General features: G+C 53.8%; 12 protein-coding genes. 5 read left to right on the plus strand and 7 right to left on the minus strand.

What is annotated here, in order from left to right:
- A complete protein-coding gene (locus ACIKP9_RS04570; protein WP_400879875.1) occupies positions 1-639 on the plus strand; it encodes a DedA family protein in 639 nt (212 codons plus the stop codon).
- A gap of 145 nt (positions 640-784) precedes the next feature.
- Here the strand turns inward: ACIKP9_RS04570 and ACIKP9_RS04575 are convergent, their stop codons facing one another.
- The 3 genes from ACIKP9_RS04575 to ACIKP9_RS04585 all read right to left on the minus strand — a co-directional run bounded on the left by ACIKP9_RS04575 (position 785) and on the right by ACIKP9_RS04585 (position 8,034).
- A complete protein-coding gene (locus ACIKP9_RS04575) occupies positions 785-1,636 on the minus strand; it encodes a choice-of-anchor A family protein (RefSeq protein WP_400879877.1) in 852 nt (283 codons plus the stop codon).
- A 273-nt stretch (positions 1,637-1,909) separates the two neighbouring features.
- Positions 1,910-5,284 (minus strand): UvrD-helicase domain-containing protein, encoded by a 3,375-nt coding sequence (locus ACIKP9_RS04580; protein WP_400879879.1) that lies wholly within the window; start codon positions 5,282-5,284, stop codon positions 1,910-1,912.
- On the minus strand, positions 5,281-8,034 hold the full coding sequence (locus ACIKP9_RS04585; protein WP_400879882.1) for a PD-(D/E)XK nuclease family protein: 2,754 nt from the start codon (positions 8,032-8,034) through the stop codon (positions 5,281-5,283). Before ACIKP9_RS04585 ends, ACIKP9_RS04580 begins: the two co-directional genes overlap by 4 nt.
- Positions 8,035-8,148: 114 nt before the next feature.
- Here ACIKP9_RS04585 and greB point away from each other — a divergent pair, with 114 nt between their 5' ends.
- Genes greB through efp form a run of 3 tightly spaced genes read left to right on the plus strand, consistent with a single transcriptional unit; the run spans position 8,149 to position 10,387 of the window.
- Complete coding sequence (gene greB / locus ACIKP9_RS04590; RefSeq protein WP_400879885.1) at positions 8,149-8,646, plus strand: transcription elongation factor GreB; 498 nt, start codon at positions 8,149-8,151, stop codon at positions 8,644-8,646.
- A 23-nt stretch (positions 8,647-8,669) separates the two neighbouring features.
- Complete coding sequence (earP, locus tag ACIKP9_RS04595) at positions 8,670-9,770, plus strand: elongation factor P maturation arginine rhamnosyltransferase EarP (protein WP_400879888.1); 1,101 nt, start codon at positions 8,670-8,672, stop codon at positions 9,768-9,770.
- Between the two features lie 59 nt (positions 9,771-9,829).
- Positions 9,830-10,387: an elongation factor P gene (gene efp, locus ACIKP9_RS04600; RefSeq protein WP_400879891.1), complete on the plus strand. Its 558-nt coding sequence runs from the start codon at positions 9,830-9,832 to the stop codon at positions 10,385-10,387.
- Positions 10,388-10,465: 78 nt separating this feature from the next.
- Here efp and ACIKP9_RS04605 read toward each other — a convergent pair whose 3' ends face one another.
- From ACIKP9_RS04605 to ACIKP9_RS04620, 4 genes are all read right to left on the minus strand, one after another.
- Entirely contained in the window at positions 10,466-11,104 is a 639-nt protein-coding gene (locus ACIKP9_RS04605) for a hypothetical protein (RefSeq protein WP_400879894.1), read from the minus strand.
- Complete coding sequence (locus ACIKP9_RS04610; RefSeq protein WP_400879897.1) at positions 11,101-12,429, minus strand: ammonium transporter; 1,329 nt, start codon at positions 12,427-12,429, stop codon at positions 11,101-11,103. The genes ACIKP9_RS04605 and ACIKP9_RS04610 overlap by 4 nt, the downstream gene beginning before the upstream one ends.
- A gap of 70 nt (positions 12,430-12,499) precedes the next feature.
- Complete coding sequence (locus tag ACIKP9_RS04615; RefSeq protein WP_400879900.1) at positions 12,500-13,420, minus strand: TIGR03915 family putative DNA repair protein; 921 nt, start codon at positions 13,418-13,420, stop codon at positions 12,500-12,502.
- Positions 13,421-13,440: 20 nt separating this feature from the next.
- Positions 13,441-14,676 (minus strand): putative DNA modification/repair radical SAM protein, encoded by a 1,236-nt coding sequence (locus ACIKP9_RS04620; protein WP_400879903.1) that lies wholly within the window; start codon positions 14,674-14,676, stop codon positions 13,441-13,443.
- Between the two features lie 209 nt (positions 14,677-14,885).
- Here ACIKP9_RS04620 and ACIKP9_RS04625 point away from each other — a divergent pair, with 209 nt between their 5' ends.
- Positions 14,886-17,519 carry a chemotaxis protein CheW gene (locus tag ACIKP9_RS04625; protein WP_400879906.1) on the plus strand — a complete coding sequence of 878 codons (2,634 nt, stop codon included), beginning with the start codon at positions 14,886-14,888 and terminating at the stop codon, positions 17,517-17,519.
- Positions 17,520-17,530: the final 11 nt, after the last annotated feature.

The following is a 17,530-nucleotide window of genomic DNA, read 5'->3' on the forward strand; positions in this document are numbered from 1 at the left end:
ATGCTGGAAAAAATCATCGCCGCCATTGCGGCTTGGATCATGGGCATCATCTCCACCATGGGGTATGGTGGCATTGTGCTGTTGATGGCGATTGAATCTGCCTGTATTCCCCTGCCTTCAGAAATCATTATGCCGTTCGCAGGCTACTTGGTTTTCACAGGTGAGCTGACATTATGGGGCGTGGCACTGGCTGGGGCTGTGGGTTGCGTGGTTGGCTCCATCCCTGCCTATTACCTCGGCATGTTTGGTGGACGTCCATTGGTGGAAAAGTATGGCAAATGGGTGCTGATCTCCCATCACGACCTGCACCTGGCTGACCGCTGGTTTGCCAAGTATGGCGAAATCATTATCTTCATTGGTCGCCTGTTGCCAGCAGTACGCACCTTTATTGCTTTCCCCGCCGGAGTTGCCCGCATGGCGATGGGCAAGTTTATCGCTTACACCTTTGCTGGCTCGTTGATCTGGTGTTATTTCCTAGCCTATGCTGGCATGAAGTTCGGACAGCATTGGGAATCTCTGGAAGTCTATTTCCATCAATTCCACATGGTGCTGGTCGTAGCTGGCGTCATATTCGCTGTCTGGTATATCCGCCGTCACCTGAAGGCAATCCGCCGGGTGCATCACCACGATCATCACTGAGTATTATTGGTGATCTCGCATCTATACGCTGACCAAGACTAAACATTAAGCAAAAAACATAAACGCCAGAAAGGAAAAAAGCGTGGGTAGTAATACCCCACGCCTTTCTCCTCCTCTATCCCCCCCGGGATTCAGATGGTATGGCTTAACTTCTAGCCAAAATCCTCTTGCGACGGGTTGCTGTCAACCCAATCACACCTAAACCAGCCAGCAACAAGGCATAGCTACTTGGCTCGGGTACTGCTGTCGTGATTGCGACAAACCCGTTACCATTTCCCAAAGTCAGGGAATTATTCCAGTTATTGGCAACTACCGTGCCATTAACCGAGCCACTACTACCAGTAATTGTTGCCTCTGTCGCCAAAATGCTAGCACTGAAGTTGATATTATTCAGATTGATTGTCTTAGCATCATAAAAATTAAATAATGTATTGTAACCACCGAACGCATCCCAACCACCAGTCAGCGCAACATTGCTTCCATACACATTGACAATGAGCGTTGCACCAGAAGCAATATTGCTTAATTGCCAATTGCCAATCGATGACAAGTTTGCGGCGTCAAGAGTGAAATACTCGACATTGGAGTTAGTGCCTGTCAAGTAGCCACCAGTGCCATATTTATATTCCACACTGCCGGTTGCTGCTGCTGTATACAGACTGTTCGAGAGGCCACTCAAATTAGACTTTGCAGCGGCAAAATTGATACCGGCAGTATTGTTATACACTGCGCTATCCCAAGAATTTACTGTCGCAACTCCTCCGACTACAACCTTATATTGATTGTTCTTGGAGTTACTCACGCCTGTGCTTGTCAAATTAGCATTGCCGCCCACGGCCAGAGCACCATCTATTGAACTCCAGCCCCATTGAGAAGTTTGATAATTATCAAATACAAACACGTTATAGTTAGAAGCAACCCCAAGGTCAATCGTGCCCGCAGCTGCCGGAGCAGAGATTGCTGCCAATACCGCCAACATACTTAACTTCGTTTTCATCTTTCACTTTCCTATAGTGGGGTTGTGTTCGCTTTACTATAAGCAACCCCTGTACCACATCATGCCAGGAATCTTTCTACGCCTGGATAATTATAAAAAAATTAATTAAATTCAAAAACTTAAAATAACTTAATTTTTCTATTTCATCCAACCAATGTCGCCTAACCCCACCACCAGCCTTCGTTATATCGCGTCAACATGACAAAATTTCCACACCCTGATCAAAATTCTGACAATGTTTGTCATGATTTCGTCAATGGTGCCAGTCTGGCTTCACGGCAGTTCACATAACTTGCCTAAGGCCATGAAATAAACTGCCTTGCGCAAGGGAATGCCCTCATCGGCAAACAATGCTGCATACCCAGCAAGTTGCTCTTCATAGGCCATCGCTGCCGTGAGCATCATGCCAACATCAGCATCGGCAGGTAAGCGTGTTGATTTATAATCAATAATCCAACGCTCGCCTTGCTCAATAAAGCAACGATCAACCACTTGCGGCTTGAATCCAGTTTCCCCTATATGGCCCATCGCAAGCTCAGCAGCGGCCTCTGGTCGAGGCGATAGCACCCAGCGACCATCCGCGCTTTGCAAGGTCAACGTCAGCAATTGCAATACTTGCGCGGCTGCCGCCTCGGCAACATCAAGTGCATGTCCTTGCCTGGCCAGCCAGCGCATCATCGCGGGTTGTAGCCTAGGCAAGCGTGTTAGCCAGCTGTCAAAGTCGGGATTGGCTGCAATCAGCTCCACATATTGATGCGCCAGTGTGCCGATATGCGCCTCCAATCCAGCTTGCCTACCGAGCACCGACGTTTCGCCATGTGCTTGACCGGAGGAAATTGCCTCGTGCCTGTTCTCGGCATAGATAGCAGGTAGCCCAGGCTCGGCAACGCGAATCAACTTGGGGATGAAATCAGCGAGCGCTACCCCCTGTGGAGTTGGCTGCGCTGGCTGTGCATCTTGTGCAGCGACCTCGATAAATTGCCCCGCCAAGTGTGGCCAGAGCGAATCGAGGAACGTCCCGCTGGCTGGCTTCAGCTCCCCTTTGGCATTGGGGCTGACGCTACCCAACAAGTGCAGGCAGCGTTCAGTACGGGTAGCCGCCACATATAGCACCCGCGCACTTTCATGATCAGCACGCTCTTTTTCCAGCATTTTGAGATAACTGTAAGGACTAGGCTCATCGCGCCCGCTTGCACCTTTGGGGATAAACGGAGCCGTCACCAATTCAGTGCTGACGCCATGTGCAGTTTCCACCGCCACTTCCTCCCACAGCAATAATGGCGTTTCACCATTGCGCGGGCGGCGCTCCAAGCCGGGCAAGATCACAGTATCAAACTCCAGCCCCTTGGACTTGTGGATGGTCATGAACTGCAACTGCCCATTGGCCTGTATATCGGGTGCGGCATAGAGCTTTTCTACTTCTTGCACCAAGCGCTCCAGGCTAAAACGGCCTTGTTGATCAAGCTGGTCAACGAGGGCAAAAAACGCCTCCACATCGGTAATATCGCTAGCCTGCCAGAGAGATTGCGCCCCGCCCAGCATGAGCCAGGCACTTTCCAGCCAGCGACTCAATGGCATGCGCCCTTGCTGCCCCAGCGCTTCTGTCAACACTTGCACAACATGGTGGCTACGCTGACGGCCATCCTCGCTCATACCCGCCAGCACAGCACTATCATGCAGCAATGACCAGATGGTGCGATAGCGCTCACGCCCAGCCAAAACATGCAGGTCAGCTAGCTGCAAGCCACACCAAGGCGCACGCAGCATGGCCAGCCAATTGACGCGATCGGCACGCTGTAACAAGGCATGCGTCAAGGCCAGCAGGTCCTGCACACTTTGGCGCCCGGCAAGTTGCTCTATTTCTACGGCCTGGAAATGCAGGTCAGGATGGTGGCGGCGAATTTCTGCCACCAGTGTGTCAAGGTGCGCCCGTGCCCGCACCAGCACGGCAATACTGGCGGCGGGCTTGCTCGCCCAGGTTTGGCGGATGATCTCGACGACCCGAGCCGCCTCACGCATGCGCAATGCCTCTGCATCGTGGTCCGGCCCGGCAATCAGTGGATGTACCACCACGCCAGCATCAGCCTCCGCTGCACGCGTCGCCACGAATTCACGGTAATGAATCGCGCCCTGTACCACGCTATCCTCTGCGGGGAACACATGCTTGAAGGTAGCATTGATCCAATCCACTACCGGCGGGGATGATCGGTTGTTGCGGCAAAGCTGCAAGCGCTCCAGCGGCAAATCACCTATGCCCTCTTCCGCCACTTCCAGGAACAGGCCAACATTGGCCTTGCGGAAGCGGTATATCGACTGCATGGGGTCGCCCACGGCAAACAAGGTATGTCCATCACCAGGAGTCCAACCTGAAGTGAGCCGCTGCAACAGCTTGACCTGCCCTGGACTGGTATCCTGAAATTCATCCACCAGCAGATGCTGCACGGGATAATCCAGGGCAAGGTCGGTAGGCGTATCGTCATCGCCCAGTGCTTCCAATGCACGTAGCGACATTTCAACAAAATCCACCTCGCCTGCCTGCTGGAACACCACCCACAATTGAGCCACGGCAATCTTCAACAGCTGCGCCAGTGCCGCCACCATCTGCCAGCTTTGTTCATCCTGGCGTAACGGCAAGCTACGCAGGCGCTGCAAGGCAGCCTCGGCACCTGCCGTCTGCTGCAAGGTCGCGATAATCTCGGCAAACTGCTCCTTGAATGGCTTGGACTCCGATGTCGCGGGAAAACCGTTTTTTACGTTGACGGTCTTGCGCAGCGTGCCCGTGCCAGTCAGCAACAGATCGCACACTGCCAGCCATGTACAAAGTGCCTTGGAAGTCGCAGGCAACGGTGTTTCCCAGTCCAGCAGCAAGGCTTGCGGCACATCACAGGCAAGGTGGCTCGCGGCATAGCGTGCCACCGGCATCAAGGCGCTTTGCACACGGCCCGGCAACATGGTGGCCGCGGCATGCAAATCCTGGCTGATCAGGTGCTCCAGCGCCCGCTCCGCAGCCTGCTGCAAATCACCATGATTGGCGTACTCCAACCACTGGTCGCGCTTGCCAAGCATATCCACCAACAGGCCGGTGAGTTTTTGCACATCATTATCGACATAACCAAGCGCCAAGCGCACAGCCTGCCCTAGCCCATCTTCGTCTACCAGCGCCAACGTGCGCTCAGCGGCCAATTGATAATGCGGAGTGGCGTCCTCGCTAATCGCTGGCTGGCTGCCAAAGCGGCTCAGCAATGGCATCTGCCGCGCCAGGTGGCCCGACAAGGAGTCGATGGTAAATATTTTCAAGCGCGAGGGATTGTCCAGCAGTTGCCAATCCAGGCTGGCCGCATGCTGCAACGCTGCCACACCCAGGCGGAAAGTCTGCTGCTTGTGTATGGCCTGCGGCATCTGGCCGCTGGCCGCCATCAGCAGGCTATCCAATATGCGCGAGCGCATCTCGGCGGCTGCCTTGTTGGTAAACGTAATGGCGATGATCTGCTCCGGGGCCGACACGGTGGTCAGCAGGCGCAGGAAGCGCTGCGTCAACAGCTCGGTCTTGCCTGCACCAGCCGGGGCCTCAACAATAAACGAAGCCAGCTCCAGGGCACGCTCGCGACTGATGCGATCCAGTTCCAGCAAATCCATGGCGTCGGTCATGATGCCTCTCCCTGCTGCAAACGCTCGAACTGTAGCTGCCTTTCCGGCAAGCGCAACAAAGGTAGCACCTCGCAATAGGCAAGCTCTTTTTCATCCTGCAACACGACTGCGGCCTCCCCACGCTTGAGTTCATTGACGACATTCGTGATGCTGGTATGCCAATGTTCAAGCACGCTATGCCAATCGGGGAAATCTCCCTCAGGAAATACATCCCGGGTTTTCTTGTCATCCAGCACCGGCATGGCGGGCAACACGCCATCACTGGCAAGCCCGGCAAACGCGTGCTCTTCCAGCTTGACCATGGCGAATGCAATGGCAGCGACTTCAGCGCTTTCATCAGCAGGGTCTTGCGTGGCCAAGACAAATGCGGCGTACACCGGTAACTGCGGCTCGGTGATGCGGCTTTGCGCCCAGTTTTTCGTATCTGGCTTGCGGCCTGTCTTGTAATCAATGACGATACGGCGGCCATCTGCCAATTGGTCGATGCGATCAATGATGAGCGTGATTTCAACTCCTTCGATCATGATCTTTTGCTGCTGCTCACTGGCCAGCACAGTAAAAGGCTGGTCGCGCGTTTTCTCCAGCGCCAGCCAGCCTTTGAGCAAGCGGGTCAGGCGCATGGTTTCCAGCTCGGAAAAAGCGTCGCTCAAGGTCTCGTCACAGCTGGCAATATATTCAGTCAGTGATACCTGCACCGCCTCAGCCAATGCCTGCTCCAGTTGCACTTCATCCATTTCCAGCAGGTCTTGCAGGCCACGCCCTTGCCAGAAATGCTCCAGCACCAGGTGCACCAGGGTACCGCGCTCAGCAGCATCCAGGCCGTTGACTGGTGTTCTCAATGCCCGCGCATGCAAGCGATATTGGTAATAAGCCCAGGCCGGGCAAATAGCCTGCGCCTTGAGTAGGCCAGTGCCGCCCGAGATATGCTCGCCCTCTGCCACGGCTGGCGCCTGGTGGTCGTCAAGCCATTGCAATGGCTTGGCATCCTGCAAAGCCAAGCTCTGCGCAAGGCTCTGGCTAGCCGCAGGAGCAGCATCAAATAATGATATATCTTGCAACATCGGGCTGATGCGCAGCTCACGCTCGCCATCCTTCGCCGCACTAGAAAACACAAGCTGATGTGCGCTATGCAGCAAACGCTGGTGAACGACTTGGGCAAATGCGCTCTGCACGGCGCTATCTGCATTTGGGACGCCATGGTCACGCTGCATACCCGCAGGCAGCAAGGGATTAGGCCGTGGTAGCGGTGGCCAACTATGATCATTCATGCCCATCACCCATAAACCATCCAGTGGTTGGCTCACGCTTTCCAGCATGCCCATCACCTGGAGCCGCACTTCGCCCTCGGCCTCGGGCTGGTAAATCTGCTCCTGCACCAGCTCGCGCAGCCTAGCCAAGGCCTGGGAAAAAGACATGGGCTGCTGCAATACCTCCAATGCCGCCAGTGCCTGTAAGACCTTACCGAATGCCTGGATCGCCTGGAACTCAAAACTGGAAAGACTACGCTGCTTGCCCGGCCAATCCAGCGCATCCAGGGCGCGCTGCATCACGTCCACCCAGGCAGAAGGTAGCTGCTGGGCTGGTTGCGCCTGCAAAATCGCCAGCGCTGCGGCAATATGCGCTTGCAAGCCAGCAAGCGACAATGGTGCCTGCTCGCTGCCAGCTTCGCGCCGGATAAAACGCTGCAGGCGCGACATATTAATGGACAAAGGCAATCGCTCCCGCATGCGGGCATCAAGCTGGGCTCGCGCATCCGCTTCGGTTACAGCATACGACCAGTAAGGCTGTTGCAGCAATTGCGAGAAATCCTGCTGCTCCACTTTATCTTGCCGTCGGTGCTGGCTGAAGAAGCGCAACAAGGTCAGCGCTGTTTGCACCACGGGCTCACGCTGCAAAGGCTGACCGAGGGAAAAATCATACTGTCGCGGTGCCTCCACCATGGCAGGGCGCACCCATGCCGGATGCAAGGCATCATCCAGCAAGCGTGCCAGTGCCCCCCGCAGCTTGGCGAGTTCCGGGACAACAATCCCTATTCTGGCGCCAGGATGATCCGCAAGCTGCTGTTGCGCCCAGGCCACCGCAGCACGACACTCAGCCTCCTGATCAGCCAATAACACCCGCTGGGCATGACCGGTATCAGCCAGTGTAGTGTCATGGCGCTGCACATTGACATTGCGCTGCTGCAACACCGCACGTAACTGCGCCATCTGTGGCGTAATGCGGTCGAACCCGGCAAAAGAAATGGACTCTGGCAAGTCTCCGATGCCCTGCGCCAACATCTCCACTTGCCAGTCAACATAGCGTGCAGCTTCCATCCAGCCGCCTTGTCGGCAGCGTGATAAAAATTCACGATGCCAGGCAATGAACTGGCGGGTTTCTTCGCTATAACTAGCGTCAGGCAACGGCAAGCGCCACTCGAGCAATAATTGGTTGGCCTCCTGCGCCATGCGCGCCAGCCCCTTGATGTCAAACAGCGCACTCGCCACATCGCTCGCCAGCACGTCCTCGATCACCGCCTCCCACAATAGCCGTTCCTGCACATTGCTCAGCACCCCCTGTGGTACTTGCTGCACATCCAGCTTGCCAGCAAGCATGGCGTGATCAAATAAGCCCTCCAGCCATTGGCTGACGGTCATGATATTGAGCAAGGGCCATTGCTTCAGTCCTTGGGCTGATTGCGCCCTGGCATGGTCTAGCTGCAAGGCGCGGGCAAGACGTGCGGTCGCACAGAGAATAAGGTGATTGTTCATGGATGAGGATTTTACTTGATTCAAGCAGGGTTGGCCTTGCGTGCCATCACTACTACCAAATGCGTCATAACTACAGCTTGACAGCCACGGCCTTGCCGCCTACCTTGCGAGCCTATGGCTGAGCAGAAAAACTACATTACGCCGGAAGGCTACGCACGTCTCAAAGACGAATTCGAGCAGTTATACAAAATTGAACGGCCCAAGGTGGTCAGTGATGTTTCCTGGGCCGCCAGCAACGGCGACCGCAGCGAAAACGGCGACTATATCTATGGCAAGAAGCGCCTGCGCCAGATTGACTCGCGCCTGCGCTTTCTCATGAAGCGCATGGATATTGCCGTGGTGGTGGACCCGCAAACTCAACAAGACCTGGAAAAAATCTATTTTGGTGCTTGGGTGGAGCTTTATTCCCTGGAAAAAGATAGCGAACATCATTACCGCATTGTCGGCCAGGATGAGCTGGACCCAGGCAAAGGCTATATCAGCTGGATTTCCCCGCTGGCGCGCGCGCTACTCGGCAAACAACCTGGCGATGTCATTCGCGTGGAAACCCCGGCTGGTGAAGAAAGTTTTGAGGTCGTCGACGTCAGTTACCACGCCCCGGCACAAGACTGATTGAGAACAAGGGTGATGTGAGCATGCGCTGGGATATTTTTTGCAGCATTATCGATAACTATGGCGATATAGGCGTGTGCTGGCGCCTGGCCAGGCAATTGACATGCGAACATGGCATCAAGGTCAGGCTCTGGGTAGATCAACCCAGCGTTGCTGCCAAGTTGATCCCCGGGCTGGACTCAACATTGGCATCGCAGCACATCGCCGGAGTAGACGTTTGCCATTGGAGTAGCCCTTTTCCTCCCGTAGAGGTTGCAGATGTCGTTATCGAGGCATTCGCTTGCGAATTACCTGAAACTTATCTGCACGCCATGCAGAATCGTCGGCCTGTGTGGATCAACCTGGAATATTTGAGTGCAGAATCATGGGTAGATGATTTTCATGCAAAACCTTCCGTACACCCACAACTAGGCCTGACTAAACACTTCTTTTTCCCAGGCTTCACCCCGGCTTGCGGTGGCCTCATCCGTGAAAACCATCTGCTGGCAGAACGCTCACGCTTTCAACAAAGCAAGGTATCGCAAGCTGCCTTCTGGCATGGCCTGGGCATGATGCCCAACCAGGCCTATACCATCAGCCTGTTCTGCTATCCGCATGCCCCAGTGAATTCCTTGCTGGAAGCGATCGCGCAAACAGATCAACCAGTACTGTGCATTATTCCCCAGGGCCAGACTGCCGACCATGCCATGCAATGGCTTGATGCCCACCCTACCCAGGATAGGCTCAGGATCGCGACTATCCCTTTCCTTTCCCAAGAGCAATATGACCAACTGCTTTGGGCTTGCGACCTCAACTTTGTGCGTGGCGAGGATAGCTGGATCAGGGCCTTATGGGCGGGCAAACCAATGATCTGGCAACCGTATCTGCAAGAGGAAGACACTCACCTCGTCAAGCTGGAAGCTTTTCTGCAACGCTACTGCCAAGATAGCCCTTCAGACTTGGCTATCCACATGATGGCGGCCCACCGGGCATGGAATCGCCATGGCTTCACGCCCTCTGCCTGGCAGGCGGTGCTGGCAGCCCTGCCAGGCTGGCAGCGTCAAGCACAAACCTATGCAGAAAACCTGGCAAAAGAAACCGACTTGGCCGCTAAGCTGGTGATTTACTGTAAGAAATTTTTCTGATTTTCGGGTATAATGCGCGACTTTTTACACTTCACCCTTTTTAAGTCCCAGGACATCACATGAAAACAGCTCAGGAACTTCGCGTAGGCAACGTATTTATGGTAGGTAACGACCCTATGGTCGTGCTGAAAGCCGAATACAGCAAATCGGGCCGCAACTCCTCCGTGGTCAAGATGAAATTCAAGAATCTGCTCACAGAATCCCCGAGCGAAGCCGTTTACAAGGCTGATGACAAGTTTGACGTGGTCGTACTGGAAAAGAAGGAAGTGACTTATTCCTACTTCGCTGACCCAATGTACGTATTCATGGATGCTGAATACAACCAGTACGAAATTGAAGCGGAAACCATGGAAGATGCGCTCAACTTCCTGCAAGACGGCATGGAATGTGAAGTGGTGTTCTACAACGGCAAGCCTATCTCCGTTGAACTGCCAAACTCTGTTGTACGCGAAATCACCTACACCGAACCTGCCGTCAAAGGCGACACTTCCGGCAAGGTCATGAAGCCAGCCAAGATCGCTACAGGCTTCGAGCTGCCAGTGCCATTGTTCTGTGACATCGGCGACAAGATCGAAATCGATACCCGCACACTGGAATACAAGAACCGCGTGAAGTAAGGTTCAAGTAACCAAGCAAGGGAGCCCATGTTGGCTCCCTTTTTTATTGCCTGCTTTTATTGGTCAATGCTGACTTTACTACAACAAATCGTGTACCCGGAAGCTCAAGTGAGCACCCTGGATATCTACTTGCCGGATCGCATTGGCAAGTAGCTGATCTGCCTTCACCGGCCCAAGCACTTCGCACATCACTATATAAGCTTGGTTCACCAAGGCCTGCAATAATTTCAGGTCGTAGTTTTTCGTCAGTGAAACCACATGGCCTGCAAGCCAGTCTTGCATGACTTGGTGCGGTTCACGCTCAAGTTTCTGCTTGGTGAGCTGTTGCAGCAGGCGGCTGCGTATCATGGACTGCATGCTGGCGTCACTTAAGCCGATGAGAGCAGAAAGCAAAAGAGAGAACATTTGGGTCTGATCATTGAGCCTAGCCTGTTCAGCAACAGCGGCAAGAATTTCGCCCTGACTACCTGGGTCGGGCAATAATTGGGACGGTGGCAACTCCATGGCAGCAATAATGGCACGCAGCATCTGCCCCCGTTGCGCCAAATGCTCAGCCCGGGCACAGCATTTGGCGACAAATCCACTGAGCGCAAATGGCGGCTGGTTAGCATATTCACGCGCCCACAGCGCCACTGCTGACAACAGCGCATCATCGTCGAGAAATGGCCGTAGCCCGGTCAATATTGCCCGGCGACGCAATGCAATATCCACGGTCATAGTTTACTCAGTTGCTCCACATGCTCACGCTGGTAAGCCGCATCGCGGTTGAATTCTGGATACCCCACTTCGCCGTGTTCAGTAATATCCAGCCCGCGCTGCTCATGCATGGTGCTGACACGCAGGCCTATCGTGCGTGCCAGCAAACCATACATCAGCAATGCACTGAGAAAGACCCATACAAATGCCACGGCTACGCCAATCAATTGCACAATGACCTGATTGAGATCGAACATATTGCCCTTGAGAAACAAGCCCGCCGCCAATGTCCCCCATACGCCGCTAAAACCATGCACAGCCACGGCACCTACGACATCGTCCAGCCTGAGCTTTTCCAGGCCCCAGGTGCCGCACATGGTCACAATACCGCCAACAAAGCCTGTCAGGATTGCATAGGGTACTTCCATGCTAGCGCAACCTGCCGTGATCGCCACCAAGCCTCCCAGGCTGCCATTGACCACTGAGCTCATCAACACGGGCTGGCGCGTCATCCAGGTAGTAAGCAATGCGCCCACCGCACCCGCAGCGCCAGCCATGTGGGTATTCAGCAAAATCGGGCCAATCTCTGTGCCTACCGCTAAAGTGCTCCCCCCGTTAAAGCCAAACCAGCCGAACCAGAGCAGAAAACCACCCATGGCAACCAAGCTGAGATTATGGCCCGGGATCATATGCACCTCACCTTTGCTACCGAACCGGCCCAGGCGTGGCCCAAGTACCATGATGCCCGCCAAGGCGCACCATCCACCGACAGAATGCACCACCGTAGAGCCTGCAAAATCAATAAATCCCATTTGCTTGAGCCAGCCATGCTCATTCCATGCCCAGCTACCAAACACTGGATAAATCACCGCCACAATGCCGCAAGCGCCGAATAAATAAGGCATGAAACGCGTTCGCTCTGCCATGGCACCACTGACAATCGTTGCAGCAGTCGCGGCAAACATCAGTTGGAAAAACATCATGCTGGCAGTCCAATCTGAGCCATAGGCCAGTGCAAAATGATCCTGGCCTATCCAGCCAGTAGGGTTATGGCCGAACATCAAGCCATAGCCGATTAGCCAGAACAGCACCGCTCCGACCGCAAGATCCATATAGTTTTTCATCATGACATTCACGGCATTTTTTGCCCGCGCCATGCCACTTTCCAGCATGGCAAACCCTGCCTGCATCATAAAGACCAACGCGCCTGCAATCGCAATCCAGGCCGTATCAACAGCCTGTATATCAACGGCACTGTCTGCCGCCAGCACACTGAATGGTAGCAACAGATGAATAATCAAAAACGCTAAGGCATGGAAAAAAATGGGAGCTGAATGATTGTGCATGGTTCGTCCTGTGATAACAGCCAGAACTTCAAAAGCACAAAAAATGCCAAGCTGCGAGCATGAAGCGGTGCTATGGCTTACGCTGATAGCGCACGATTTTTCGCCTGGGCAGCTCGGGCACACGCTCCAGCATTGATTGGGTACGGCTCCCAGCATTGGCAATCAATGACGTAATGAGCGCTGCCTCAGGCAAATGATGCCAATATTTTTTGGGCATCTCTTTTTGCATGGCTTTGAGCTTGAGCCGGGCCGGATTAAAAATATGCTGGTAATAGCTCAGCCATAAGGCTTCACTGGCATCCTCGGCTGGCATGGTCTCAGACTTGCCCCCAGGCAAGAAATGGAGGTGGCTACCGTCCCAATGCATCCCCATGCGTGGGCTCATGATGGTCCAATCCATGGTCGCAAAGCGGCCAATAAAGAAAGGTGCAACCGCTGCCATGATATGGTGCGCCGGCTCAAACCACGCCAGATAACGTGGGTGCTCATCCACCATGGTTTCTCGGAAACGCACAAATGCCTTCATTTTATGCATATCGCGCCGCACCGACTTGACCATGGCATGCAGCCTTGCCACATCTGCATCTCCCGCCAAGCGCATCAAGCCACGCTCTCGTTGCAAGCGCCACAGCACGCGATACAGCAAGCCGAAGCGCTCTGGCGCCTGATGCAATAAGGCTGGGCGAAGCAACTCGATGAATTGGCGGGACACCATCAATGGCTGGATATCTGTAGCAACAATGGACACAGCCTGCCTAGTCGCCGATAGAGACTCAGCCTGAGTAGCCTCATTACTCATGGATACTTGAACACCTGCACAAGATGTGGCTTCACCTGCCATCGCAAACAAATCTGCTTGCACCTCCGCATCCTGGGGTGACATGACGTACCAATCCACTTCATGCGGGGCAATTCCCTGATGCAGCAAGCGACGTGCCGCAGTGCGCCAGCCGTCAACATCAGTTTCATCCTTTAGATAAACATTGTGCATGCAATGCCTCCAAGCAATATCTAGATGAACAACCCTAGCTGCTGCGGCGCAGCGGATATGTTGCTAACCCGCGCAGGCAAGCTGGCTGCATCTAGCGTCGCACCTGGGTGATGATCTGGTAGCTGAATAAACGGCAGCATGCGCTGAATAGGCGCGCGCATGTGTACCAGATCATCCAGCCGTACTGCACGTACACGACGTGCAGCCAGGATACGCTGCACATTACGTACACCCAGGCCAGGCACGCGTAGCAAAATGGCCTTGGGTGCACGATTGATGTCGACGGGGAACATTGCGCGATGCTGCAACGCCCATGCCGTCTTGGGGTCCATATCCAAAGCCAGCATGCCTTGCTCGCTGGTCACGATTTCATGCGACTCAAAACCATAAAAACGCATCAGCCAATCGGCCTGGTATAGCCTATGTTCCCTGACCAAGGGAGGTGACTGTAAAGGCAACACCGGGCTAGCATCGGGGATGGGGCTAAACGCGGAATAATAGACACGCCGCAAACGATATTGCCCATAGAGCTCAGCGCTGGTAGTAAGTATGGTCTTATCGTCAGTGGCATCTGCCCCCACAATCATTTGCGTGCTCTGCCCGCCTGGAGAGAATTTTGGCGGCCGCTTGCCACTCGTGCTTTTATCTTTGCCCGCATCAATCCGCTCGCGTAAGCGTGCCATGGAAATACGGATAGCCGTACTATCCTTCTCTGGTGCCAGCGCAGAGAGGCTAGTAGCCGTAGGCAGCTCGATATTAATGCTCAAGCGATCTGCATAACGCCCTGCCCTTGCCAGCAAATCCGGGCTGGCATCCGGGATAGTTTTCAAATGAATATAGCCCCGGAAATCATGATCTTCACGCAGGCTACGCGCGACTTCCACCACTTGCTCCATGGTGTAATCCGGGTTCTGGATAATGCCCGAACTCAGGAACAGGCCCTCAATGTAATTTCGGCGATAAAACGCCAGCGTCAGCTGCACCACTTCCTCAGCGCTGAACCGCGCCCGCTGCACATTGCTGCTCACGCGATTGACGCAATATACACAATCGTAGAGGCAAAAATTGGTGAGCAATATTTTCAATAAGGAAATACAGCGCCCATCGGGTGCATAACTATGACAAATACCTGCGCCCGTGGTGGAGCCAATGCCCTTGCCATCGCGCGAATTGCGCTTTTCAGTGCCGCTGGAAGCACACGAGGCATCATATTTAGCCGCATCCGCCAGTATTTCTAACTTCTGTTTAATCTCCATGATGAATTGTACGTTCGTACAGTAAAGTTGACTAGTGCCTGGTCATTGATGACGTTGAAAAATGCAAACAGAGACATGCAGATCGAGCTCACTTAAGACGCTTTGCACATTTGCTCACAGGCTAAATCCGGAGCGGCTGATGACCGGCATCACGCCCGGGCATGATATTTGCTGCCTTATGGGTAGGCATCATTATAAGAAAGCATCATATGACCACCGCAAACCCCAACATTGCTACCATGAAGCAAAGCATGAGCAGCTTGAATCGCTATCGCGAATCCCTACAACAATTGCAAGGCACTTGGGACAATCTTTCCCTGCTCAGCCAACTTTCCGGTACGGGCACCGACATGAGCGAAACCCGTCAAGCCTTCGGAAAAATCACCACCGACGTATTGGATAGCCTAGCCCAGGAAACCTTGAACAAGACCATTACCGCCATCACGGCCAAGGCACAGGTTGCCGTGGATATCGTGGTGCGTAACCTGTTTGAGCGTACGGCTGATATCGGCTTCCTTTCCACTGACGATAATCTCAGCAACTTCCTCGACAAGCATTTGGCTGGCCTTGCCGAAGCGCATGACATTATCCAGCTCCGCGAACGCTTTAATGAATACGTCCAAAAGTACTCGGTGTACTTCAATGTGATCCTGCTTGATGCACAAGGCAACATTTTGGTGCAACTGGATGACACCAACCCGACTACTCAATCCCACGATCCGTTGATCAAGGAGGCGCTACATTCCAACGCCGCGTATATCGAGGCTTTTCACCACAGCGACCTCGCCCCGACGCAATCATCTAGCCTGATCTACGCTCGCAAGGTCTGTCACGACGATAGCGATGCCGCGCTGGGCGTGCTTTGCCTCTGCTTCAAGTTTGAAAATGAAATGGATGGTATTTTCCAAGACCTCATCGGCAAGAATGAATGGTGTGTAGGGCTACTGTTGGACGAGCAAGACCGGGTGATTGCCAGCAGCGATCATTACCAGATTCCCCTTGGGGCTACATTGGAACATGCCCAGGGCCAGGATTGGATAGTTACGCGCTTTGCTGGCAGGCTATATCTGGCAGTCACGCGTGAAACCAAAGGCTACCAAGGCTACATGGGCCCGGGCTGGCGTGGGCATGTCATGATCCCGCTTGAGCATGCTTTCGAGGATAATGTCGCCAACATCATTGCCGGTATTGATACCAAGCTGCTGAAGAAGGTCATGCGCAGCCCTTTGCTCTTCTCGCAAACCCTGCTTGGCATTCCCAAGCAGGCAGCCACTATCCAGAGCAAGCTCAACCAGTCCGTATGGAACGGCAATATCTGGCAAAAGCGCGATGCTAGCCACAATGCACAGCAAAACAATTTCTCAAAAATGCTGTTGTGGGAAATCAGCAATACTGGCTTCAAGACACAGAGCGTCGTCGAAAAAACGGTAGCTGACCTCTACCAAACCGTGGTCGCCGTGATGCTGGAGAATTCTCGCTTTTTTGCCTCACTGGCCGTCGACATCATGGATCGCAACCTGTACGAGCGCGCCAACGACTGCCGCTGGTGGGCATTGACAGCAACATTCCAGCGCTTACTGGCCAAGCCAGAACTTAGCTCCCAGGAAAAAAGTGCGATCACCAAGGTATTGGTCTATATCAACAAGGCTTATACCGTGTATTCGAACTTGGTGGTCTTTGACCGCAATGGTTGTATTGTCGCCACGTCGAACCCGGCTTACCAACGCATGGTGGGTGAAACCATCACTGCCGATTGGGCAAAAGCAGCCTTGCAATTGCGCCAGTCACAGGATTACGTCGTCTCTGATTTCGAGCCCAGCCCGCTATATGGCAACCAGCCTACTTACATCTATGGCGCTGCTATCCGTCACCAGGAGCAAACCGTGGGCGGCATCGGCATTGTCTTCGACAGCACGCCACAATTTTCCGCCATGCTCATGGATGCCTTGCCGCATAACGCAGATAACGATGTCGTGAAGGGCAGCTTTACGCTCTATGTGGATGAAAAATTGTGTGTCATCTCATCTACATCACGCGATTTTGCCGTGGGTAGCCACTTCACCGTGCATCCTGAACTCTGCAAGCTGACACCGGGAAGTACAGGTTTCGACATCGCCCTCTACAACGGCAACTACTACGCCGTGGGCGCACGCGCATCGTCTGGCTACCGTGAATACAAGGGTGCTGGTGACAACTATAAAAACCATGTCACTGCGTTGATCTTTATTCCACTCGGCAAGGCTGCTGACATCAACGCCATGATTGATTCAGAAAACCTGCTACAACAAAATCAGTTCAAGCCAGCAAGCAATATGACTACTGCTGACAATGCTGAAGAATATGCTACCTTCTATATCGACAAGCACTGGCTGGGCCTTCCCGCCGCGCATATTGTCGAAGCTATCCAGGCCAATAATATCAAGCCTCTGCCTGATACCTCCTCGGTATTGGAAGGCATGTTCAAACATGGGGATAGCGTCGTGCCGGTGCTCAATCTCGCCCGGCTCACGGGCATTGATTTCCAGGCGCCTGAGCAGGATAAGCAAATCATCATTGTACAAGCCGGGCCCAAGCTACCGAAATTCGGCCTATTAGTCAGCGCACTAGGAGAAATCCCGGCCATTGCACCTAACGCCATTGAGCCGCTCTCTGCCTTTTTTGCGACCATCAATATCCCGGCCGAAGGCATTGCCAAGGTCATGACGGATAAGGGAGAGAATTTGCTGATCCTGCTGTCGGCCATCAACCTGATCACGCGCATCAGCGAAGCGGCGCAGCAAGCGAATAGCCAGACGGCAACTTCTCCTGTGAACACAGATGAAATGCTGGAGCAAGCCGCCTGAACCTGAGCTTT

The organism is Methylobacillus methanolivorans, from assembly GCF_044751345.1.
GTDB classification, from domain to species: Bacteria; Pseudomonadota; Gammaproteobacteria; order Burkholderiales; family Methylophilaceae; genus Methylobacillus; species Methylobacillus methanolivorans.